The sequence below is a fragment of the Thermaurantiacus tibetensis genome (genome assembly GCF_015354055.1).
GTDB lineage: Bacteria > Pseudomonadota > Alphaproteobacteria > Sphingomonadales > Sphingomonadaceae > Thermaurantiacus > Thermaurantiacus tibetensis.
In genome coordinates this window covers 66,150-88,604 of record NZ_JACHTM010000005.1, presented here as the reverse complement: position 1 = coordinate 88,604, position 22,455 = coordinate 66,150, and the positions used below count along the sequence as shown (strand labels likewise).

Genomic DNA, 22,455 nt, shown 5'->3' with positions numbered 1-22,455 from the left:
ACCCGCCCGTTTCCAGCCCCCGCAAAGCCCGCTAGGACAGGCCCATGGCCGCCCCGCATCTCACCCTCATCGACGGGTCGGGCTTCATCTTCCGCGCCTACCATCGGCTGCCGCCCTTGACCGACCCCGCGGGCACTCCGGTCGGCGCCGTCTTCGGCTTCACCTCCATGCTCTGGCAGCTCATCGAGGAAGCCCGCCGAAGCCCGGAGGACGACTATCTCGCCGTCATCCTCGACGCCGCCAAGCGCAGCTTCCGCAACGACCTCTACCCGGCCTACAAGGCCAACCGGCCCGAGCCGCCCGAGGATCTCGTCCCCCAGTTCCCGCTCATCCGCGAAGCCGTCGCCGCGCTCGGCGTGCCCTCCATCGAGCGCGAGGACTATGAGGCCGACGACCTCATCGCCTCCTACGCCGAGGCAGCGCTCGCACGCGGCTGGAGCGTCACCGTCATCTCCTCCGACAAGGACCTGATGCAGCTCGTCCGCCCCGGCCTCGTTCTGCGCGACACCATGCAGAACCGCATCTTCGACGAGGCCGCCGTCGCCGAGAAGTGGGGCGTGCCCCCGGCCCGTCTTGCCGACGTGCTCGCGCTCATGGGCGACAGCGTCGACAACGTGCCAGGCGTCCCTTCGATCGGCCCCAAGACCGCCGCCGACCTCGTCCAGCGCTTCGGCGATGTCGAGGGCGTGCTCGCCCATCTCGACGCGATCCCGCGCCCCAAGCTGCGCGAGACCCTGGCCACCCACGCCGAGGCTGCCCGCCTCTCGCGCCGGCTGGTCGAACTCCGCCGCGACCTCCCCCTCGAACCCCCTCTCGACGCGCTGAAGCTTCCCGACCGGCTCGACGAGGCGCGTGCTGCCGCCTTCTTCCAGGCCCACGGCTTCCGCTCGCTCCTGCATCGCCTCTCCGCCGACGGCCAGGCCGCCGCGCGCGAGGCCGCCCTTGCCGCCGAGCCCGCAGCCACGCCCGACCGGCCGGCCTTCGACAGGTCCGCCTATGAAACCGTCACCACCCTCGACGCGCTCGAGGCCTGGGTCGCCGAGGCAAGGAACCTCGGCGTCGTCGCCTTCGACACCGAGACGACCAGCCTTGATGCGGTCGCCGCGGAGCTGGTCGGCTTCAGTCTCGCGACGGCTCCGGGGCGCGCGGCCTATGTCCCGCTCGGCCATCGCGCCGGCGACGGGCTCCTTGCCGAGCGCCCCGACCAGCTCGACCGCGCCATCGCGCTCGCCTGCCTGAAGCCGCTGCTCGAGGACCCGTCGGTCCTCAAGGTCGGCCACAACCTCAAGTATGACATGGTGGTGATGGCCGCCCACGGCATCGCGATCGCCCCGTTCGACGACACGATGCTCCTCTCCTATGCGCTCGCTGGCGGCCTCCACGGCCACGGCATGGACGAGCTTGCCGAGCGCCACTTGGGCCACATGCCGCTCGGCTACGCGGACGTCGCCGGGAAGGGGAGCTTCGCCGAGGTGCCGCTCGACCGGGCGACCGCCTATGCCGCCGAGGATGCCGACGTGACGCTCCGGCTCTGGCAGCGCCTCAGGCCCCGGCTCTGGCGCGAGCGGGTGACCCGCGCCTACGAATGGTGCGATCGCCCGCTCGTGCCCGTGGTCGCGGCGATGGAGCGCGCCGGCGTGCTCGTGGATGCCGGGGAACTCCGGCGCCTCTCGGCCGAGTTCGGAGCCGAGATGGAGCGGCTCGAGGCCGAGGTCCACGCGCTTGCCGGCCAGCCCTTCGCGCTCGGCAGCCCGAAGCAGGTGGGCGAGATCCTCTTCGGCAGGCTGGGGCTTCCCGGCGGCAGGAAGGGCAAGTCGGGGCAATGGTCGACCGATGTCACCGAGCTCGAGCGCCTCGCCGAGGCCGAAGGCGCCGCGATCGCCCGCAAGATCCTCGACTGGCGCGAAGTCCAGAAGCTGCGGTCCACCTATACCGAAGCACTCCAGGCCCGCATCAATCCGGCAACCGGGCGGGTGCACACCAGCTTCTCGCTCGCCGGCACCTCGACCGGCCGCCTCGCCTCGACCGACCCCAATCTCCAGAACATCCCGGTCCGCACCGAGACCGGCCGGCGCATCCGCCGCGCCTTCGTCGCTCCGCCCGGCCATGTGCTGCTCTCGGCCGACTACAACCAGATCGAGCTCCGCCTGATGGCCCATGTCGCCGACGTGCCGGAACTGAAGGCAGCCTATGCCGAAGGCGCCGACATCCACGCCCTGACCGCCCGCCAGCTCTTCGCCATTCCCGAGGGCGAGCCAGTCCCGCGCGAGGCCCGCGCCGCGGCCAAGACGGTCAACTTCTCCATCATCTACGGAGTCTCCGCCTTCGGCCTTGCCCAGCGCATGGGCATCCCGCGCGAGGAGGCGCAGCGCTTCATCGACCGCTACTTCGAACGCTTCCCCGGCATCCAGCGCTACATGGCCGAGACGCGCGAACGCGCCCGGGCCGACGGCTTCGTGACCACGCTGTTCGGCCGGAAGATCCACCTGCCGGCCATCCGCTCCAGGATCCAGGCCGAGCGCGGCAACGCCGAGCGCGCCGCCATCAACGCCCCCATCCAGGGCACGGCGGCCGATCTCATCAAGCGGGCGATGGCGCGCATGGGGCCGGCGCTCGCCGCGGCCGGTCTCGCCCGGACCCGCATGCTCCTCCAGGTGCACGACGAACTCCTGTTCGAGGCCCCGGAGGACGAGGCCGACAGGGCGATTGACATCATCCTCACCGTCATGGAGCAGGCGCACCAGCCGGCGCTCGAGCTCTCGGTGCCGCTCGGCGTCGAGGTCGGCCGGGGCGCCAACTGGGGAGACGCGCATTGACGAGGACTGCTCTCGTGCCCGCCATGGCCGCGCTGCTTTCGGCCTGCGCGGCGCAACCGGCAACGCCGGCGCCGCAGAGCGCGGCTGCCCCGCCGCCGGGGCCTGCGCCTGCAGCTGCCTCGCCGGCAAGCGAGATCGTGCCGCTGCCGCCGCTCCCGGCCTATGTCTGCCCGGACGGCCGGCTGATGGAGGTCTCCGAGAACGCGGCGGCCGGCACGCTCACCCTGCCCAACGGCGCGATCGCGCTGCGCGCGGCGGGCAGGGCCTCGGCCTATGTGGCAGGCGAGATCACCTACGTGGTGGCCCCCGAGGCGCTCTGGATCCGCGCCGGGCGCAGGCCCGAGGCCGTGTGCCCGCGCCGGCCCGAGGCCCCCTCGCCCGGCATCCTCTGGGGCACCCTCGACAAGCGCGACCGGATGGCGCTGCCCGAGCGCAGCCGCGCGCGCGTGCTGCTCGTTGATGCCTCGCGGATGGACGCGCCCGCCGAGGAGGTGGCCTCCACCACCCTCACGACCGCGGGCAACCAGGCGCCGCTCCACTTCCTCCTCCGCTTCGACCCGGACCGGATCCAGCCCGGCCGCCGCTATGCGGTGATGGCCCGCGTGGAATTCCCCGACGGCCGGCTCGGCTACGTGACCGACACGGTGAACCGCGTGCTGGACGAGCGGCCGGCCGAGCCCCCGCTTGAACTGGTTCTGGTGCCGGCCCGGCCGTGAGCCGGCTCCACGGCTGGCTCGTCATCGACAAGCCCGTCGGCCCCACCTCCGCTGCCGTCGTCGGCCGCCTGAAGCGCGCCCTGCGCGAGGCCGGCCATGGGCGCGTGAAGATCGGCCACGGCGGCACGCTCGACCCGCTGGCCTCGGGCGTGCTGCCCGTGGCGCTCGGCGAGGCGACCAAGCTCGCAGGCCACCTCCTCGACGGCCCCAAGGCCTACCGCTTCACCATCCGCTTCGGCGCCGCAACCGAAACCGACGACGCCGAGGGCGCCGTTGTGGCGACGAGCCCGGTCCGCCCTTCGGCGGCCGAGGTCGCCGCGGTGCTGCCGCGCTTCACCGGCCCCATAAGCCAGCGCCCGCCAGCCTATTCGGCGCTCAAGGTGGAGGGCAGGCCGGCCCATGCGCGGGCCCGCGCCGGGGAGACGGTGACGCTTGCCGAGCGCCCCGTCACCATCCACGCCCTCGAGCTCGAGTCCTCTGACGGCGAGACGGCGACGCTTCGCGTCCGCTGCTCCAAGGGCACGTACGTGCGGAGCCTCGCGCGCGACATTGCCGAAGCGCTCGGGACACGCGGCCATGTCGTCGCGCTCCGGCGGGTGGAAGCCGGCCCCTTCGCGGAGGCCGACGCGGTGCCGCTGGACAAGGCGGTCGAACTCGTGCATGGGCCGGCGCCAGAACAGGCCCTGTTGCCGCTTGCCGCCGGACTGGTCGACATCCCGGTCCTGGCGGTCACTGCCGGGGAGGCGAACCGTCTGAAGCACGGCCAGCCGCTTCCCGGGCCCCGGGCGAAATCCGGCCTCCACCTCGCGACCCTCGGGCCTGTTCCGGTCGCGCTGGTCGAGGTTTCGCCCCACGGCGTCACCGTCGTGCGCGGGCTGAACCTGGAAGGAGACGCATGATGTCGATCACGGCTGAGCGCAAGCAGGCGCTCATTGCGGAAAACGCCCGGAGCGCGGGCGATACGGGAAGCCCGGAAGTGCAGGTGGCGATCCTGACCGAGCGGATCCAGAACCTCACCGAGCACTTCAAGGTCCACGCCAAGGACAATCACTCGCGGCGCGGCCTCCTCATGCTGGTCAACAAGCGCCGGGCGCTCCTCGATTACCTCAAGCGGACCGACGCCGAGCGCTACCAGGCGCTCATCACCCGGCTGGGCCTGCGCAAGTAGGCCGGCCTTCACGGCCTCCCTCCGGGGAGGCCGTTTTCGCTTCCGCGTGGCCGGCGGCACTTCCGGCCGACGCGCAAGCACGTGACGGACGCTCTCGGCAATCCGGCCGGGGGCAGGATGAAAAGAGAGCCCATGTTCGACATCGTCAGGAAATCCATCGAATGGGGTGGGCGGACGCTCACCCTCGAGACCGGGCGCGTCGCCCGCCAGGCCGACGGCGCCGTGCTCGCCACCTACGGCGAAACGGTCGTGCTGTGCGCGGTGACCGCGGCACGAAGCGTGAAGGAAGGCCAGGACTTCTTTCCGCTGACCGTCCACTACCAGGAGAAGTTCGCCGCCGCCGGCCGCATCCCCGGCGGCTTCTTCAAGCGCGAACGCGGCGCGACCGAGCACGAGACGCTGGTGTCGCGCCTCATCGACCGGCCGATCCGGCCCCTCTTCCCCGACGGCTTCTATAACGAAGTCAACGTCATCGCCCAGGTCCTCTCCTATGACGGCGAGAACGAGGCCGACATCGTCGCCATGATCGCGGCGTCTGCCGCCCTTACGCTTTCGGGCGTGCCCTTCATGGGCCCGATCGGCGCCGCACGCGTCGGCTTCAAGGATGGCCAGTACCAGCTGAACCCCACCAAGGCCGAGCTTGCGGAGGGGCGGCTCGACCTCGTGGTGGCCGGCACGGCGCCTGCCGTCATGATGGTCGAATCGGAAGCGAAGGAGCTTTCCGAGGAGGAGATGCTGGGCGCGGTCATGTTCGCCCACCGCTCCATCCAGCCGGTCATCGGTCTCATCGTGGCGCTCGCCGAGCAGGCGGCAAAGGAGCCGTGGGAGCTCAAGACCGACGACAGCGCGGCGGAAGTCCTGGACACGCTGCGCGCGGCCGTCGGCGCCGACATCGCCGCTGCCTATCGTCTCACGGGCAAGCAGGACCGGCAGACCGCGCTCGGCCTTGCGCGGGAGAAGGCGAAGGCCCTGTTCGCCGATGCCGAGCCGGCGAAGCAGATGAAGGCGATGAAGCTCATGAAGAGCCTCGAGGCCGAGATCGTCCGCACCGCGATCCTGAAGGAGGGCCGCCGCATCGATGGCCGCGACACGCGGACGGTGCGGCCCATCGACTGCGCGGTCGGCTTTCTCCCTCGCACCCACGGCTCGGCGCTCTTCACCCGCGGCGAAACCCAGGCGATCGTCACCACCACGCTGGGCACCGCCGATTCCGAGCAGATGATCGACGGGCTCGATGGGCTCCGTTACGAGCGCTTCATGCTCCACTACAACTTCCCGCCCTATTCGGTGGGCGAGGTGGGGCGGTTCGGCCCGCCAGGGCGGCGCGAGATCGGCCACGGCAAGCTCGCCTGGCGCGCGATCCGCCCGCTGCTGCCGCCGAAGGAAACCTTCCCCTACACCATCCGCGTCGTCTCCGACATCACCGAGTCGAACGGCTCCTCCTCCATGGCGACCGTCTGCGGCGCCAGCCTCGCCCTCATGGACGCGGGCGTCCCCCTGCCGCGGCCGGTGGCGGGCATCGCCATGGGCCTCATCCTTGAGGGCGAGGAGTTCGCCGTCATCTCCGACATCCTCGGTGACGAGGATCATCTCGGCGACATGGACTTCAAGGTGGCCGGCACGTCCGAAGGCGTGACGTCGCTCCAGATGGACATCAAGATCGCCGGCATCACCGAGGAGATCATGCGCCAGGCGCTCGCCCAGGCGAAGGAGGGCCGCGCCCACATCCTCGCCGAGATGGCGAAGGCCATCACCACGCCGCGCTCCGAGATGTCGGCGCATGCGCCGCGCATCGAGACGCTCACCATCCCCAAGGACAAGATCCGCGAGGTGATCGGCACCGGAGGCAAGGTCATCCGCGAGATCGTCGCCACCACCGGTGCCAAGGTCGACATCGAGGACGACGGCACGGTCAAGATCGCCAGCTCCGACCCGGAGAAGATCCAGGCGGCGAGGGACTGGATCCTCGGCATCACCGCCGAGCCGGAAGTGGGCAAGATCTACACCGGCAAGGTGGTCGGCATGCCCGATTTCGGCGCCTTCGTGAACTTCATGGGCTCGCGCGACGGCCTCGTCCATATCTCGGAAATCCGCAACGAGCGGGTCGCCAAGGTTTCCGACGTCCTCCACGAGGGCCAGATCGTGAAGGTCAAGGTGATCGGCATCGACGAGCGCGGCAAGGTGAAGCTCTCGATGCGGGTCGTCGACCAGGAGACGGGGGAGGAACTGCCCGACACCCGCACGCCGCGGGGCAAGGGCGAGGGCGGGGGCGGGGGCGGCCAGGACCGGGGCGGCGAGCGTGGCGAGCGCAGCGGCGGCCGCGACCGCAACGGCGACCGGGGCCGTGGCCCCCGCCGCGACCGGGGTCCGCGCCCCGAACGCGCCCGCGACGAAGGCGGCGACGCCCCGCTCCCGGCCTTCCTGACCGGCGACGACTGAGCCGGGGGGCGACTCACGCCGGGGGGGCGGAAGGGGGGCCGTCGGGGCCGGTCAGGCCGGGCGGACGCGGGGGGTGGCGGCCGCGGGCGGGGGCCTTGCGGGAGGGTGGCGGGCGCAGGCCTCAGATGAGGCCGCGCGGTGCCCAGGGGTCGGGCGGCGGCGCCGCCATGCCGTCAGGGTCAGCGGCCAGCACCGAGAAGGCTTCGTGCTGCGAGAGGAAGACCCGGCCCGTCAGCTCCTCGAGGAAATGCGAGCGCGTCAGCCGGTCCATCACCGGGCCCTTCACCTCCGAGAGATGCAGGCGGATGCCGGCATCGGCGAGGCGGTGGTTGATCGCCTCGAGGCTCTCGAGCGCCGAGGCATCGATCGCGTTCACCGCCGAGCACATGAGGACGACGTGCCGGAGCGCCGGGCGCGCCGCCACTTCCTCGAGCAGGAACTCCTCGAGCCAGCGGGCGTTGAGGTAGGAGAGGCTCTCGTCCACCCTGACCGTCAGCAGGTGCGGGAAGGTGATCACCTCGTGCCGCTGCACGTTCCGGAAATGCTCCGTCCCCGGCACCCGGCCGACGATCGCGGCGTGCGGCCGGGCGCTCTGCGCGAGGTGGAGGACGAGGCTCGCCGCCACGCCCGCCACGATCCCGGGCTCCACCCCTGCAAGCAGCGTGGTGCCGATGGTGACCGCCATCGCGGCGAAGTCGCGCCGCGAATAGCGCCAGAGGCGCAGCGGCGCCTTCGTGTCGATGATCGAGAGCACGGCGACGATGATGGTCGCAGCGAGCGTCGCGACCGGCAGCTTCGCCAGCAGGGGTGCCAGGAACAGCGCGGCAAGAAGGATGCCGACGGCGGTAAAGGCGCCGGCGGCCGGAGTCTCGGCCCCGGCGTCGAAGTTGACGACCGAGCGGGCGAACCCGCCGGTGACCGGCATGCCCCCGGTCGCCGCGGCCGCGACATTGGCAGCGCCGAGGCCGATCAGCTCCTGGTCGGGCACGATCCGCTGGCGCCGCCGCGCCGCCAGCGTCTGCGCGACCGAGACCGACTCGACGAAGCCGACGAGCGCGATGAGGAAGGCAGGCACCAGAAGCTGCGTCCAGAGCGCGGGATCGAACGGCGGCAGGCCGAGCGGCGGCAGGCCGGCAGGAATGGCCCCCACCACCTTCACGCCACGCGCGTCGAGCCCGAAAGCGACCACGGCGGCAATCGCGCCGATGACGGCGAGCGCCGGCCCGCCGCGCGCGGCAAGCTCGGCCGTGCGCGGCGCAACACCAAGACGCGCGAGGAGCGGCTTCAGCCCGCGCCGCGCCCAGGCGAGGAACAGGAGCGAGACCAGCCCGACGGCGAGGGTGGGAAGGTGCGTCGCACCCAGCTGCGGCAGCAGCGACCCCAGCATCGCCGGCAGCGTGTCGCCGCCCCCGCCAAGCCCCAGAAGCTGCCGGAGCTGGCTCGTCGCGATGAGGATGCCCGAGGCCGTGATAAACCCCGAGATGACCGGGTGGGAGAGCAGGTTGGCGAGAAATCCGAGCCGGAGCACGCCCATCGCCAGCAGCATCAGGCCCGAGAGCAGCGCGAGCGCGAGCGCCGCCTCCCGATAGGCGGCCGTGCCGGGAGTCGCCACGCTCCCCGCCGCCGTTGCCGTCATGAGCGCGATGACGGCAACCGGCCCCACGGCAAGCGTCCGGCTGGTGCCGAACAGCGCGTAAGCCAGAAGCGGCGCGATCGAGGCGTAGAGCCCGACTTCGGCCGGAAGCCCGGCCAGCAGCGCATAGGCCAGGCTCTGCGGCACCAGCATGATGGTGACGACGAGCGCGGCGACGAGGTCGCTCGAAAGCGTCTGCCGGTCGTAGCGCCGCCCCCAGTCGAGGACGGGCAGCAGGCGCGCCAGACCCCGCCCCGCGCCGCTGGCCGCCGCGCCGGCGCCCGGGGTCACAGGGCGTCGACGGGGAGCTTCAGATAACGCACGCCATTGTCCTCCGGCGGGGGCAGGCGCCCGGCGCGGACATTCACCTGGATCGACGGCAGGATGAGGCGCGGCATGGCAAGCGTCCTGTCGCGTGCCTCGCGGAAGGCGACGAACTCGTCCTCGCTCACGCCGTCCTTCACGTGGATGTTGCCGGCGCGCTGGGCCGCCACCGTGGTCTCCCAGACGAAGGTCTCGCGGCCGGGTGCCAGATAGTCGTGGCAGAGGAAGAGACGGGTCTCGGGCGGGAGCGCCAGCAGGCGGCGGATCGAGCGGTAAAGGGTGCGCGCGTCACCGCCGGGGAAGTCGCAGCGGGCGGTGCCATAGTCGGGCATGAAGAGGGTGTCGCCGATGAAGGCGGCATCCCCCACCACGAAGGCGATGTCGGCCGGCGTGTGGCCGGGCACGTGGAGCACCGCTGCCTCAAGCGCGCCGATGGAAAAGCGGTCGCCATCGGCGAACAGCCGGTCGAACTCCGCACCCCTCTCCGAGACGGAGTCGCCGAGGTTGAAGATCCGCCGGAACACGCCCTGGACATGGGCAATCCGCTCGCCGATGCCGATGGCGCCGCCCAGCCGTTCCTTGAGCCAGGGCGCCGCCGAGAGATGGTCGGCGTGCGCGTGCGTCTCGAGGATCCAGTCGACGCCGAGGCCCTTCTGCTCGACGATGGCCACCACCTGCTCGGCGTGCGTGGTGGACGTGCGGCCCGAGGCCTGGTCGAAGTCGAGCACGCTGTCGATGATCGCGGCCCGCCGCGTCTGCGGGCAGTGGACGATGTGGGTGGCCGTGAAGGTCTCGGGGTCGAACACCGTGTCGACCTCGGGCCGGGGCGCAGCGCCACTCCGGGCCCGCTCCACCACCCCGATTGCCTGCGCCAGGGCCTGATCCGTCTCCATCGCCTGCTCCATGTCGAAAAGCTGGACTTGGACCGGAGATAGGCAGGCTTGCGGCGCCCGGCAACGGCGCCGGTCAGGCTGCGGCACGGACGCCGGTCAGGAGCGGGCGGGTGGCCGCTTCCAGCCAGGCAAGCTCGGCCCCGGCGAGATGGGGGGCGTGGGCCTCCCGCACCCGGGCGTGATAGGCATCGAGCCAGGCCACGTCCGCCGGCGAGAGGAGCGCCGGCTCGACGAGCCGGAGGTCGATGGGGGCGAGCGTCAGCGTCTCGAAGGCGAGCATGGGCTCGACGTCCCCCTCGCGGGGGTCCTCGACGACGAGGACGAGGTTCTCGGTGCGGATCCCGTAGCCGCCCACCTTGTAGAAGCCCGGCTCGTTCGAGAGGATCATCCCCGGGAGCAGCGGCTCGTCGATGCCCGGGGCCGAGGCCGATGCGGCAATCCGCTGCGGCCCCTCGTGGACCGAGAGATAGCTCCCCACGCCGTGGCCGGTGCCGTGGGCATAGTCGAGCCCCGCGGCCCAGAGGTGCTGGCGGGCCAGGATGTCGAGCTGGCCGCCACGCGTGCCCTTCGGGAAGCGCGCCGTCGCCAGCGCGATGTGGCCCTTGAGCACCCGGGTGAAGCGGTCGCGCATCTCGGCCGAAGGCGTCCCGATGGCGACCGTGCGGGTGATGTCGGTGGTGCCGTCGGCATACTGGCCGCCGGAGTCGATGAGGTAGAGCCCGTCGCCCTCGAGCCTGCGGTTGGTGCGCGGGGTCGAGCGATAGTGGGGGAAGGCGCCATTGGGGCCGAAGGCGGAGATGGAGTCGAACGAGAGGTCTCTCAGCAGGTTCGATTCGCGCCGGAAGGCTTCCAGCCGGGCCTCGGCCAGGAGCTCGTCCACGCCGCCCTGCGGCACCTCGCGGTCGAGCCAGGCAAGGAAGCGGGTGACGGCAAGCCCGTCGCGCCGGTGGGCCGCGCGGGCGCCGGCAATCTCGACCGGGTTCTTGGTGGCCTTCATGAGGACGGCAGGGTCGCGCGCGGGCACCAGCGTCGCACCCGCGGCCTCGAGCGCATCGGCAACCGCTGCCACCGTGCCGGCCGGGTCGAGGAGCACGCGCCGGCCGCCGAGGCGGGAGAGCGCCTCGGGGAAGGCGGCGTAGGGCGCGAGCGTCACCCCCTCGCCAAGGTGGGCGCGGACGGCGTCCGTCACTTTCTCCGGCGCGAGGAAGAGGGTGGCGCGGCCGTCGGCCGCGACGAGCGCGAACGCCTCGACGACGGGCGTGCGGGGGACATCGGTGCCGCGCAGGTTGAAGGCCCAGGCGATCGAGTCGAGCGCGGACAGCACGCCAAGCTCCGCGCCCGCCTCGGCGATGGCCCGGCCGATCCGCGCGAGCTTGTCGCCGTGCGCCTCGCCGGCAAAGGCAAGCGCATGGGGCACGGCGGGCCCGGCCGGGCGCGGTGGCTTCCCGGCCCAGACGGCGTCGACCGGGTTGGTCTCGACAGGGGCGAAGCGCAGGCCGGGCGCAGCGCTTCGCAGCGTCTCGATCTCGCGCCGGCCGTGGAGCCATGGGTCGTAGCCGATGGTGGCGCCCGCTGGCGCGTTCGCCCGCAGCCAGGCGCCGGGCGAGGTGGCCGGCACGCCGCAGAGCTCGAAGAGCCCGGCGTCCACTTCCTCGCGCGCCTGGAGGGTGTAGCGGCCGTCGACGAACAGCGCGGCGCGGTCGGCCAGCACGACCGCCTGGCCGGCCGAGCCGGTGAAGCCGGTGAGCCAGGCAAGCCGGCGGGCATGGGCCGGAACATATTCGCTCAAGTGGGCGTCGGTGAGCGGCACGAGGAAGCCGTCGAGCCCGCGGCTCGCAAGCTCCGCGCGCAGGCGCGCAAGGGGGGAGTCGGTCATGGCTCGAAGCTAGGGAAGCCCACGGGCGCTGGCCAGCCCGGCGCCACCATCGCCAGCGCCTTGAACAGGCGCCCCATGGCACCGGCACCGGCGAGCCGTGCGACTTCCGCCTCGATTCGGGCGCGGGTCTCCGGCGGCTTGCCCGCCTTCAGCCGCTCCGCGCGCTGCCGGAGCCCGAGTGCTGCGAGGAAGGCTCCCTGCGGGATGGGCCCGAAGGCGCTGACCGGCGCGGCCCGAGCGGCCGCCGCAGCGATCGCGGCGAAGTCGACATGGGCGGTCAAGTCCCCGTCGCCCGCGCCTTCGAGCGGGGGCACGGGCGCGCCGCCGCAGAGCGCCTGGAGCGTGTCGCCGAGCACCGGCCCGGCGTGGCCGTAGTCCACGAGAAGGGCTGCGCCCCCCTGCGCTGCCAGGCGCCGGGCAAGCGCGGCCGCCACCTGCTCGGCCGCGAAGTTGCGCTCGAAGACGGCACCCTCGGCCGCCTCGCGCAGCGCCTCCGGGATCATCGCAAGCCTCACCGGCTCGACAGCCTGGAAGACGAGCTCGTCCCCTTGGGTGGCCACGGTGCGCAGCGCCCAGCCGAGCGCGGTGCGCACGAACTGGGTGACGGGCAGCGCGTCCAAGAACTCGTTCGCCACCACGAGAAGCGCGGCATCGCAGGGAAGGGTCGCGAGATCCTCGTGGAAGACGGCGCCCGGCACGGCCTCGGCCTGGAGCGCCCGGAGCCGCGGCGACGTCTCGACGAAGTGGACCGGCGGCGCGAGCCCCGCTGCCGCAAGCACGCGCAGCATGTCGCGCGCAAGCGTGCCCCGCCCGGGCCCGAGCTCGACGAGCGCCACGCGCGGGCACCCGGCCCTCTGCCACAGATCCGCAAGCCAGGCGCCGACGAGCTCGCCGAACATCTGGCTCACTTCCGGCGCCGTCGTGAAGTCGCGGCCGAGCGGATCGGAGGCGGCGTAATAGTGGGCGTTGGCGAGCGCCATCACGCGCGCCAAGGGCAGTGGCCCCTCGGCGCGCAGCCGGGCACGGAGCGCTTCGCGGAAGCTCACGGGGTGGCAGGTGCGCGGTGGCGGACGCGGGCGAGGTGCCAGAGGCCGAAGAGGATCATCGGCACCGAGAGCGTCTGGCCCATGGTGAGCCCGGTCGAAAGCGTGCCGAGCTGCACGTCGGGCTCGCGGAAGAACTCGACCCCGAAGCGGAACACCCCGTAGAGGAGGACGAACAGGCCGCCGAGCAGCCCCGGCTTCAGCCGCGCGCCGGTGCGCCAGAAGAGCCAGTTGAGGAGCACGAGCAGCACGAGGCCCTCGAGCGCGGCCTCGTAGAGCTGGCTCGGATGGCGCGGGTAGGGGCCGGCACCGGGAAAGATGAGGCCCCAGCTGCCGTCGGTGAGCCGGCCCCAGAGCTCCCCGTTGACGAAGTTGGCGAGCCGCCCGAAGAAGAGGCCGAGCGGCGTCACGACGGCCACATAGTCGAGCACGCGCCATACGGAGAGCGCGTGCGCCCGGCAGTAGAGGACGATGGCGAGGATGACCCCCGCAAGGCCGCCGTGGAAGGCCATGCCGCCCTCCCAGAGCTGCACCACCTTCAAGGGATCGGCAAGGTAGGTGGCAGGGTCGTAGAAGAGCACGTAGGCGAGCCGCCCGCCGAGGATGACGCCGAGCGTGCACCAGGTGACGAGGTCATCGACGTGGCGCTTCGCCATGGGGCTCCCCGGCAGCCGGACCATGCGCAGGAGCAGCCACCAGCCGATGAGGATGCCGGCAATATAGGCAAGGCTGTACCACCGGAGATCGAACGGCCCCACCGAAAGGGCGACCGGGTCGAGCCCAAGGCTCGCCCACTCGACGGGAGGCTTCCAAAAGGGCATGGCCGCTGCAATACGGGAGCGGCGCGCGAAGCGCCATGGGCCAGCGGGCCCTCGGGGAGCCTGGGAGAGGATGATGGACGAGACGGCTGAGCTTGCGGATTTCCGGGCCGAGACGCGCGCCTGGCTCGAGGCGAACTGCCCGGAGGAGATGCGGCAGCCGGTACGCTCCGACTCCGACATCTGCTGGGGCGGCCGGCGCTTCGTCTTCTCCTCGCCGGCGCAGAAGCTCTGGCTGGAGCGCATGGCGGAGCGCGGCTGGACGGTGCCCGAATGGCCGCGCGAATATGGCGGCGGCGGGCTCTCGAAGGCCGAGGCCAGGATCCTCGGCCAGGAGATGCGGCGCATCCGCGCCCGGCCGCCGCTCTCGTCCTTCGGCATCTGGATGCTGGGCCCGGCGCTTCTGAAATATGGCAACGAGGCGCAGAAGCGGGAGCATCTGCCGAAGATCGCGCGGGGCGAGATCCGCTGGTGCCAGGGCTATTCCGAACCTGGCGCGGGCTCCGATCTCGCCAGCCTGCGCACCTCGGCCGTGCTCGAGGGCGACCACTACATCGTGAACGGCCAGAAGATCTGGACGAGCTACGCCGACCGCGCCGACTGGATCTTCTGCCTGGTCCGCACCGACCCCGAGGCGCCGAAGCACCTCGGCATCAGCTTCCTTCTCTTCGACATGGAGAGCCCGGGCGTCTCGACCGCGCCCATCCGGCTCATCTCCGGCTCTTCGCCCTTCTGCCAGACCTTCTTCGACAATGTCAGGGTTCCGAAGGAGAACCTCGTCGGCGCGCCCGGCCGCGGCTGGGAGATCGCCAAGTATCTCCTCACCCACGAGCGGGAGATGATCGGCGGCATGGACTCGGGCGCCGCCGAGGGCCGCGACGGCATTGCCCAGGTGGCGAAGCGGGCGCTCGGGGTGGGCGAGGACGGCACGCTTCCCGATTCGATGCTCCGCACCGACATCATCCGCCAGGAGATCGACAGCTGGGCGTTCGCGCTCACCATGGAGCGGGTGAAGGACGAGGCGAAGGCCGGCCAGGGCACGGGCGCACTCTCCTCCATGCTCAAATACTATGGCACCGAGCTCAACAAGCGGCGGATGGAGCTCATGATGTCGCTTGAGGGCACCGAGAGCCTGCTCTGGGAAGGAAAGGACCGAGAGGGAGATCTCGCCCGCGCGTGGCTCCGCTCGCGCGCCAACTCGATCGAGGGCGGCACCAGCGAGATCCAGCTCAACATCATCGCCAAGAACGTGCTGGGGCTGCCGGCCGCCTGAGACCGGCAGGCAAGGCACGCGGACGAACGGGAGGAAAGGATGTCGCTTGCGCTCACCGATGACGAGCGGATGATCCGGGATTCGGCCGAGGGCTTCTTCGCCGAGCATGCGCCGGTGGCCGAGCTGCGCCGCCTGCGCGATGCGAAGGACCCGGTCGGCTTCGACCGGGCGCTCTGGGTGAAGATGGCCGAGATGGGCTTTGCCGGCGTTGCCATCCCCGAGGCGTTCGGTGGCGCCGGGCTCGGCATGGTGGCCGCCGGCCTCATCCAGGAAGCGATCGGTCGCAACCTCTCGCTCTCGCCCTTCCTGTCCACCGCCATCCTCTCGGCAACCATCCTCGCCCGCGGCGGCTCGGAGGAACAGAAGGCAGCCCTTCTGCCGCGCATGGCGGCAGCCGAGCTGGTGGTGGCGCTTGCCGCTGACGAGGCGCCCCGCCATGCGCCCGCTCACGTCGCCACGCGCGCGGAAGCCTCGGGGAACGGCTTCCGCTTGACGGGCACCAAGCCCTTCGTCCTCGACGGCCATGTCGCCGACCGCCTGATCGTGGCGGCCCGCACCTCGGGCGATGACCGCGACCCAGCCGGGATCACCCTCTTCCTCGTCGACCCGAAGGCCGAGGGCGTCACCGTCGAGCGCCGCTCCATGGTCGATTCGCGCAACGCCGCGCGGGTGACGCTGCACGCGGTGCAGGTCGATGGCGCCGACGTCATCGGCGCTGTCGGCGAAGGCTACGCGCTTCTCGAGGCCGCGCTCGATGCCGGACGCGCCTGCCTCGCTGCCGAGATGCTGGGCGTGGCCGACCGGGCGTTCGCGATGACGCTCGATTACCTCAAGACCCGGGAGCAGTTCGGCCGGCCGATCGGCAGCTTCCAGGCGCTCCAGCACCGCGCCGCCCATCTCTTCTGCGAGATCGAGCTTGCCAAGTCGGTCACGCTCAAGGCCCTGCGCGCGCTCGACGAGGGCGATGCGCGGGCACCGGTGTTCGCGAGCCTCGCCAAGGCGAAAGTGGGCGAGGTGGCGCGGCTTGCCACCAACGAGGGCGTGCAGATGCACGGCGGCATCGGCATGACCGACGATGCGGACATCGGCTTCTACATGAAGCGCGCCCGTGCCGCGGCCGAGACCTTCGGCGATTCCGCCTTCCATGGCGACCGCATCGCCCGCATCATGCGCTACTGAGGAGGGATGAGGAGGGACCGATGGCGCTGACCGAACTCGATCTTGCCCAGGACGCGGCGATTGCCGCCATCACCGCGCCCGGAGGCCCGCTCGCCGTCGGCACGGTCGAGGTGCGCGGCGTGTCGCTCCCGGCCTTCGTCAATGCGCCCGGCAACCTGCGCGACCTCGTGGCGATGTTCATGCCCGCCCATGCGGAGAAGGAGTTCCTGGTCTACCAGGGCGAGCGCCTCAGCTTCGCGGCCGTGCAGGCTGCCGCGACGCGTGCGGCCGCGATGCTCCAGCATCGCTACGGCATCGCCAAGGGCGACCGGGTGGCGATCGCCATGCGCAACTATCCGGAATGGATCATCCTCTTCCTCGGCGCCATCAGCATCGGCGCCGTCGTCGTGCCCATGAACGCCTGGTGGCAGACCGACGAGCTTGCCTATGGCCTGCGCGACAGCGGCACCCGGCTCGTGCTGGCCGACGAGGAGCGGATCCGCCGGATCGCCGCGATCGAGGGGCTGTCGCTTCCCATGGTGGCCGTGCGCACCAGCCATGCGGTGGCCGAGGCGTTCGGCGCCACCACGCTCGAGGACGCGCTTGCCGACGCGCCGCCCGCGCCCTGGTTCCTCCCCCCGCTGTATCCCGAGGACGATGCGACCATCATGTACACGAGCGGGTCGACCGGGGCTCCGAAGGGCGCGGTCTCGACCCACCGCGGGATTGTCTCGGGAACCCTCTCCTACCTGGTCCAGGGGCTTGCGATGCTGCAGCTCGCCCAGCAGCAGGGCGTCGAGCTGCCGCCGCAGCAGGTGATGCTCCTGAACGTCCCCCTGTTCCACATCACCGGGCTCGTGCCTGTCCTCCTCGTCTCGGTGTGCATCGGCCGCAAGCTCGTCATCATGTACCGCTGGGACGCCGGGGAGGCGCTCCGCCTCATCGAGAAGGAGCGCTGCACCTATTTCGTGGGCGTGCCCACCATGAGCCTCGAGCTCATGCAGCACCCGGACCGCGACAAGTACGACCTCTCCTCGCTCGTCGACATCGCCGGCGGCGGGGCGCCCCGCCCGGCGGAGCACGTGAAGCGGCTGGCAGAGGCGTTCCCGGGCAAGAACCCCGCCATCGGCTACGGCCTCACCGAGACGAACGGGGTAGGGGCGGGCAACCTGCGCTCCAACTATCTGGCCAAGCCCGCTTCGACCGGCCGGCCGTCGAAGCCGATCGTCGAAATGATGATCGCCGACGAGGACATGACGCCACTGCCCACCGGCGAGGTGGGCGAGGTATGCATCCGCTCGGTCGCCAATGTCCGCGGATACTGGATGAAGCCGCTCGCAACGGAGGCTGCGTTCACGAAGGACGGCTGGTTCAAGACCGGAGACCTCGGCCGGTTCGACGAGGACGGCTATCTCTACATCGTCGACCGCAAGAAGGACATCATCATCCGCGGCGGCGAGAACATTTCCGCCGTCGAGGTCGAGGCCGCCATCTACGCCCACCCGGCGGTGGCCGAAGCGAGCGTGTTCGGGCTTCCCGACGAGCGGCTGGGCGAGATCGTGGGCGCCGTCGTCTACCCCAAGCACGGCGAGCATCTGGAAGGCGAGGCGGTCATCCAGTTCGTCGCCCGTGAGCTGGCCGCCTTCAAGGTGCCGTCGCGCGTGTGGATCTCCCGCGAGCCGCTGCCCAAGCTCGGCTCGGGCAAGATCGACAAGGTGGCCTTGCGCGCCCGGTACCGCGCGGAACACCTGGGCAAGGCCGCGTGAACTTCGCGCTGCGGCGGGCGACCGCTGCCGACGCGCAGGACATCGCGGCCCTGTTCCACGCGAGCTTCACCGCCACCTTCGGCCACCTCTACCCGCGCCAGGACCTCGCCGCCTTCCTCGCCGACTGCTCCGTGGCCCGATTTGCAGCCGAGCTGGCCGACCCCGGCTTCGCCACCATGGTCGGCGAGGACGCGGCCGGCCGCCTCATCGGCTACGCGACCCTCGGCCCGCAGGCCCTCCCGGTGCCCGGGAACGGGCGGCGCCGGATCGTGCTCCGCCAGCTCTACCTCGCGGAGGAGGCCAAGGGCACGGGGCTCGCCCAGGCCCTCGTTGCCTGGGCGCTTGACGAGGCCGCGTCGCGCGGCTTCGACGACATTCTGCTCACGGTCTTCGTCGACAACCGCCGCGCCCGCCGCCTCTACGAGGCGTTCGGCTTCCGCGAGGTCGGCCGCTATCCCTTCCGGGTGGGCGAAACCGTCGATGACGATCGCATCCTTGCCCGCGCGCTTGGGCCCGCGGACCGGATCACCCGCCTCGAGGCGCCCGCGCTCGGCGTGCCCCATGGCTTCCTCGGCCGCACCGGCGGCGCCTCACGCGGTCTCCACGCCGGCCTCAACGTGGGGCTTGGCTCGGCCGACGCGCGCACCGCGGTGGCGGCCAACCGGGCCCGCGCGCTCGCCGCCGTCGCCCCCGGCGCCAAGCTCGTCACCCTCCACCAGATCCATTCCGCGACCTGCGTGGAGGCGGGCGACTGGGCCGATGACGCCCGCCCGGAGGCGGACGCCCTGGTGACCGACCGGCCGGGGCTTGCGCTCGGAATCCTCACCGCCGATTGCGCGCCCGTGCTGTTCGCCGACCGCGCGGCCGGCGTGATCGGCGCGGCGCACGCTGGCTGGAAGGGCGCGCTCGCCGGCGTGCTCGAGGCAACCGTTGCCGCCATGGCCCGGCTCGGCGCCGAGCCCGCACGCATCGTCGCTGCCATCGGCCCCGCCATCGGCCGGGCCAGCTACGAGGTGGGACCCGAGTTCCGCGCCCGCTTCGAGGCCGAGGATCCGGCAAGCAGCCCCTTCTTCGCCGACGGCCCCGCGGGCCGGCCGCACTTCGATCTCGCCGGCTACTGCCGCGCGCGCCTCGAGCGCGCCGGCGTGGCCCGCGTCGTCGACCTTGGCCTCGACACCTGCGCCGATCCCGCGCGCTTCTTCAGCTATCGCCGGGCGACTCTTGCAGGCGCGCCGGACTACGGCCGCCAGCTGAGCCTCGTCGCCCTGGCCTGAGCCGGGCCCGGTCGGCCCCCTCGGCCCCGTTTGGCCCCGGTCAGGCCCGGGTCGAGGCGTAGAGCGACCAGAGCCCGGCGACGTCTGCCATCGGCCCGGTCTTGATCTGGTCGAAGATCTGCCGCGCGCCGGCGCGATCGCCGGCCTTGAGCGTGCTGATCCCCCGGAACAGGCGGGCCGAGTCGCCGTTGGGCCCCTTCTCGGCCACCGCATAGGCAGCCGCCGCGTCCTGGTAGCGCGAGGCACCGAGAAAGGCGTTGCCAGCGTTCATGGCGGTTGCCGGGTTCTTGGCATCGGCAGGCGCGGTCCTGAGCGCGTCGGCGGAGCGCTTGCTCGCCGCATCGACGATCTTCTGCGCCATGCTGTTGTCGGGCGTGACGATGCCCTCGGCCACGGCCTCGCGCACCACCTTCTCGGCATAGCCGGCCTGGCCGGACACGATGGCGACCTTGGCGAAGTCCTCCACTTCCTGGGCGGTCTTGATGGAGTCGGTCGCGAGCATCAGGTGGTAGAGGCCAAGCTTCGCCTCGCGCGACATGGGCGCGTTCTTCATCTCGGCGAGCAGCGAGCGCCAGCGCGCCGGCGTCGGGTCAAGCTTCACCAGCTGCTGGATGGTGCGGGAATAGCCGGCGCGGTCGCCCATGGCGAACTGGGCACCGGCGAGGTTCTGGAGCGCGGTCAGGTTGTTGGGGTTCTTGGCCAGCATCTGCTCGTAGATCTTGGCCGCCTCGGCGGGCTTGCCCTGCTGGAGATAGGCCTGGGCGATGATGGTCGTCTGGCCCGACTTCTGGGCGGCGGCGATCGCCTTGTCGTACTGGCGCGCCTGGTAGTAGAGCGGTGCGAGCTGCGACGGCGGCGCGCCGATCGCCTCAAGCTCGCTTGCCGCGCGGGCGAAGTTGCCGGCACGGGTGTGGACATAGGCTGCCATCTGCGAGACCGCGCGGCGTTCCGCGGGCGTCTTGGCGGCAGCCCGGGCCTGGTCGATCGCGCTGAGTGCGGCTGCCGTGTTGCCGGCCTTGGCCGCATTCTGCGCGGCCTGCAGCGGCTTGCCGACCGCAGGCGGCAAGGCCTGCGCCTGCGCGGCACTGCCTGGCACCAGCGGGCCCGAGGCGGCCAGGAGCAGGGCTGCAAGCGCCAGCCCGCGCCGAACCGGCCATCCCATCATCCGCACATCCGCCATCACCACCCGCATCCCTGCCATCACCGTCCCTCGTCTGCCGGGTCGCGCGACCCGAGGTTCCCGTCACCATTCGCCAGCCCTGCCCGCTCCCGAGCCTGCCGGCGGCCGCCGCCGCAACGGGAGCCCCACGCCAGCCCGACCCGGGGGCGCATCTCGGGCGACCCCGAAAGGCTCCGGGCGGAACGCAGCACCACTCCCCGCGGAAGGCCGATTGCATATCGAAAGCGCGGGCGCAAAAAAAGCCCCTCAAGGCGGCAGGGCCCGCGCCCGCCCTGCGAAAAAGGGGCTTCTGCGGGCCCGTCCATGCGCCTAGGGCGCGGAACCTTGCAGGCCGGTCGGGCCATTCACCACCCACAGGGAAGGCAGGAGGATCTTGAGCACCGCATTCATCTTTCCCGGCCAGGGGAGCCAGGCCGCCGGCATGGGCCGGGCACTCGCCGAGGCGAGCACCGCCGCCCGTCTCGTGCTGGAGGAAGTCGACGATGCGCTCGGCGAACGTCTGTCCCGCCTGATGTTCGAGGGCCCGGACGAGGAGCTGACGCTGACGAGGAACGCCCAGCCGGCGATCATGGCGGCAAGCCTCGCTGCGCTCGCCGTGCTCGAGAAGGAGGCGGGGCTCCGCCTCGGCGAGGTCGCCGCGGCCGTCGCCGGCCACAGCCTCGGCGAATATTCGGCGCTAGCGGCCGCCCGCGCGCTGCCGCTTGCCACCACGGCGCGGCTGCTGCGCCTGCGCGGCGAGGCGATGCAGGCCGCCGTTCCCCCGGGCGAGGGCGCGATGGCCGCCCTCCTCGGCCTTGGCTACGACGCCATTTCGGCGATCGCGGCCGAGGCAGCGCAGGGCCAGGTGCTTGCCGCCGCCAACGACAATGCGCCCGGCCAGGTCGTCGTCTCGGGCCACATCGAGGCGGTCACGCGGGCGATGCGGCTGGCCAAGGAACGGGGTGCACGCCACTCGGTGCTGCTCCCCGTCTCCGCGCCGTTCCACTGCCCGCTCATGGCGCCTGCAGCCGAGGTCATGGCGCAGGCGCTTGCCGAGACCGCGATCGCCCCGCCCGTGGTGCCGCTCTGGGCGAACGTGACGGCCGCACCGGTCATGGACCCGGCGGTCATCCGCGAGCTGCTGGTGAAGCAGGTCACGGGCACGGTGCGCTGGCGCGAGACGGTCGAGGCCATGGCGGCGGCCGGCATCACCCGCATGGTCGAGCTCGGCGGCAAGGTGCTGGGGCCCATGGTGAAGCGGATCGCGCCCGACGTCGCGACCCACGCGGTCACGAGACCCGAGGATGTCGACGCGCTGCTCAAGGCGCTGTGAGGGAGACGCCCATGTTCGATCTGACCGGCCGGACCGCGCTCGTGACCGGCGCAACCGGCGCCATCGGGGGCGCGATCGCCTCGGCACTCGCTGCCCGCGGCGCCCGGGTCGCGCTCTCCGGCACCCGCGACGACGCGCTTGCCGCAGCGTCTGCCGCGCTGCCCGGCAGCGTGGCGCTGCCCTGCCGGCTCGACGACGCCGCGGCCGTCGAGACGCTGGTGCCCGCCGCGCTCGAGGCCCTCGGCGGGCTTGACATCCTCGTCAACAACGCCGGGATCACGCGCGACAACCTCGCCATCCGGATGAAGGACGAGGAGTGGGAGGCGGTGCTGCGTGTCAACCTCGAGGCGGCCTTCCGCCTTGCCCGCGCCGCGCTCAGGCCGATGATGAAGGCGCGCCACGGGCGCATCATCTCCATCACCTCGATCGTGGGCGTCACCGGCAACCCCGGACAGGCGAACTATGCTGCCGCCAAGGCCGGCCTCATCGGCATGACCAAGGCGCTTGCCGCCGAAGTCGCCTCGCGGGGCGTCACCGTCAACTGCATCGCCCCCGGCTTCATCCGCTCGGCCATGACCGACGCGCTTGCCGAGGCGCAGAAGCTGGCGCTCATGGCCCGCATCCCCTCCGGCCGCCTGGGCAAACCCGAGGATGTGGCCGCCGCCGCCGTCTTCCTTGCCAGCGACGAGGCCGCCTACGTGACCGGCCAGACCCTCCACGTGAATGGCGGCATGGCGATGATCTGAGGCTTCCGCTAGGCCGCGGC

The 22,455-nt window shown here is 71.8% G+C and carries 17 protein-coding genes and 1 pseudogene; 12 read left to right on the top strand and 6 right to left on the bottom strand.

Annotated elements, in window-relative coordinates:
• Positions 1–44: 44 nt before the first annotated feature.
• The 5 genes from polA to pnp all read left to right on the top strand — a co-directional run bounded on the left by polA (position 45) and on the right by pnp (position 7,139).
• Positions 45–2,816 carry a DNA polymerase I gene (polA, locus tag H3H34_RS12570; RefSeq protein WP_194745635.1) on the top strand — a complete coding sequence of 924 codons (2,772 nt, stop codon included), beginning with the start codon at positions 45–47 and terminating at the stop codon, positions 2,814–2,816.
• Positions 2,813–3,532, top strand: coding sequence for a YbaY family lipoprotein (locus H3H34_RS12565; RefSeq protein WP_194745634.1), 720 nt, complete (start codon positions 2,813–2,815; stop codon positions 3,530–3,532). The genes polA and H3H34_RS12565 overlap by 4 nt, the downstream gene beginning before the upstream one ends.
• Positions 3,529–4,431 carry a tRNA pseudouridine(55) synthase TruB gene (truB, locus tag H3H34_RS12560; protein WP_194745633.1) on the top strand — a complete coding sequence of 301 codons (903 nt, stop codon included), beginning with the start codon at positions 3,529–3,531 and terminating at the stop codon, positions 4,429–4,431. The genes H3H34_RS12565 and truB overlap by 4 nt, the downstream gene beginning before the upstream one ends.
• Entirely contained in the window at positions 4,431–4,700 is a 270-nt protein-coding gene (gene rpsO / locus H3H34_RS12555; protein ID WP_194745632.1) for a 30S ribosomal protein S15, read from the top strand. The genes truB and rpsO overlap by 1 nt, the downstream gene beginning before the upstream one ends.
• 132 nt (positions 4,701–4,832) lie before the next feature.
• Positions 4,833–7,139, top strand: coding sequence for a polyribonucleotide nucleotidyltransferase (gene pnp / locus H3H34_RS12550; RefSeq protein ID WP_194745631.1), 2,307 nt, complete (start codon positions 4,833–4,835; stop codon positions 7,137–7,139).
• Positions 7,140–7,260: 121 nt separating this feature from the next.
• On the opposite strand, the gene H3H34_RS12545 is transcribed toward pnp, so the two are convergent.
• From H3H34_RS12545 to lgt, 5 genes are all read right to left on the bottom strand, one after another.
• Positions 7,261–9,063, bottom strand: coding sequence for a SulP family inorganic anion transporter (locus tag H3H34_RS12545; protein ID WP_328832066.1), 1,803 nt, complete (start codon positions 9,061–9,063; stop codon positions 7,261–7,263).
• Positions 9,060–9,989: an MBL fold metallo-hydrolase gene (locus tag H3H34_RS12540; RefSeq protein WP_194745630.1), complete on the bottom strand. Its 930-nt coding sequence runs from the start codon at positions 9,987–9,989 to the stop codon at positions 9,060–9,062. Before H3H34_RS12540 ends, H3H34_RS12545 begins: the two co-directional genes overlap by 4 nt.
• Positions 9,990–10,062: 73 nt before the next feature.
• A complete protein-coding gene (locus tag H3H34_RS12535; protein WP_194745629.1) occupies positions 10,063–11,865 on the bottom strand; it encodes an aminopeptidase P family protein in 1,803 nt (600 codons plus the stop codon).
• On the bottom strand, positions 11,862–12,911 hold the full coding sequence (locus H3H34_RS12530) for an SAM-dependent methyltransferase (protein ID WP_328832063.1): 1,050 nt from the start codon (positions 12,909–12,911) through the stop codon (positions 11,862–11,864). The genes H3H34_RS12535 and H3H34_RS12530 overlap by 4 nt, the downstream gene beginning before the upstream one ends.
• Positions 12,908–13,729 (bottom strand): prolipoprotein diacylglyceryl transferase, encoded by an 822-nt coding sequence (gene lgt / locus H3H34_RS12525; RefSeq protein WP_194745628.1) that lies wholly within the window; start codon positions 13,727–13,729, stop codon positions 12,908–12,910. The genes H3H34_RS12530 and lgt overlap by 4 nt, the downstream gene beginning before the upstream one ends.
• 73 nt (positions 13,730–13,802) lie before the next feature.
• Between lgt and H3H34_RS12520 the strand changes: the two genes are divergently transcribed.
• From H3H34_RS12520 to pgeF, 5 genes and pseudogenes are all read left to right on the top strand, one after another.
• Positions 13,803–14,999 (top strand): acyl-CoA dehydrogenase family protein, encoded by a 1,197-nt coding sequence (locus H3H34_RS12520; protein WP_194745627.1) that lies wholly within the window; start codon positions 13,803–13,805, stop codon positions 14,997–14,999.
• 39 nt (positions 15,000–15,038) lie between these two features.
• Positions 15,039–16,178 (top strand): acyl-CoA dehydrogenase family protein, encoded by a 1,140-nt coding sequence (locus tag H3H34_RS12515; protein WP_194745626.1) that lies wholly within the window; start codon positions 15,039–15,041, stop codon positions 16,176–16,178.
• A gap of 20 nt (positions 16,179–16,198) precedes the next feature.
• On the top strand, positions 16,199–17,923 hold the full coding sequence (locus H3H34_RS12510; RefSeq protein ID WP_194745625.1) for a class I adenylate-forming enzyme family protein: 1,725 nt from the start codon (positions 16,199–16,201) through the stop codon (positions 17,921–17,923).
• Positions 17,821–18,363: pseudogene (locus H3H34_RS13385) on the top strand (N-acetyltransferase family protein); the annotation flags it as partial. The gene H3H34_RS12510 and the pseudogene H3H34_RS13385, both read left to right, overlap by 103 nt.
• Before the next feature lie 84 nt (positions 18,364–18,447).
• The gene (pgeF, locus tag H3H34_RS13380) at positions 18,448–19,197 is read left to right on the top strand and encodes a peptidoglycan editing factor PgeF (RefSeq protein WP_328832085.1); all 750 of its coding nucleotides are present in this window, start codon (positions 18,448–18,450) and stop codon (positions 19,195–19,197) included.
• A gap of 40 nt (positions 19,198–19,237) precedes the next feature.
• On the opposite strand, the gene H3H34_RS12500 is transcribed toward pgeF, so the two are convergent.
• Entirely contained in the window at positions 19,238–20,398 is a 1,161-nt protein-coding gene (locus H3H34_RS12500; RefSeq protein WP_194745623.1) for a tetratricopeptide repeat protein, read from the bottom strand.
• A gap of 352 nt (positions 20,399–20,750) precedes the next feature.
• On the opposite strand from H3H34_RS12500, the gene fabD reads away from it, so the two are divergent.
• Positions 20,751–21,689 carry an ACP S-malonyltransferase gene (fabD, locus tag H3H34_RS12495; RefSeq protein WP_268978329.1) on the top strand — a complete coding sequence of 313 codons (939 nt, stop codon included), beginning with the start codon at positions 20,751–20,753 and terminating at the stop codon, positions 21,687–21,689.
• 11 nt (positions 21,690–21,700) lie between these two features.
• Entirely contained in the window at positions 21,701–22,435 is a 735-nt protein-coding gene (gene fabG, locus H3H34_RS12490) for a 3-oxoacyl-[acyl-carrier-protein] reductase (protein WP_194745622.1), read from the top strand.
• Positions 22,436–22,455 lie beyond the last annotated feature (20 nt).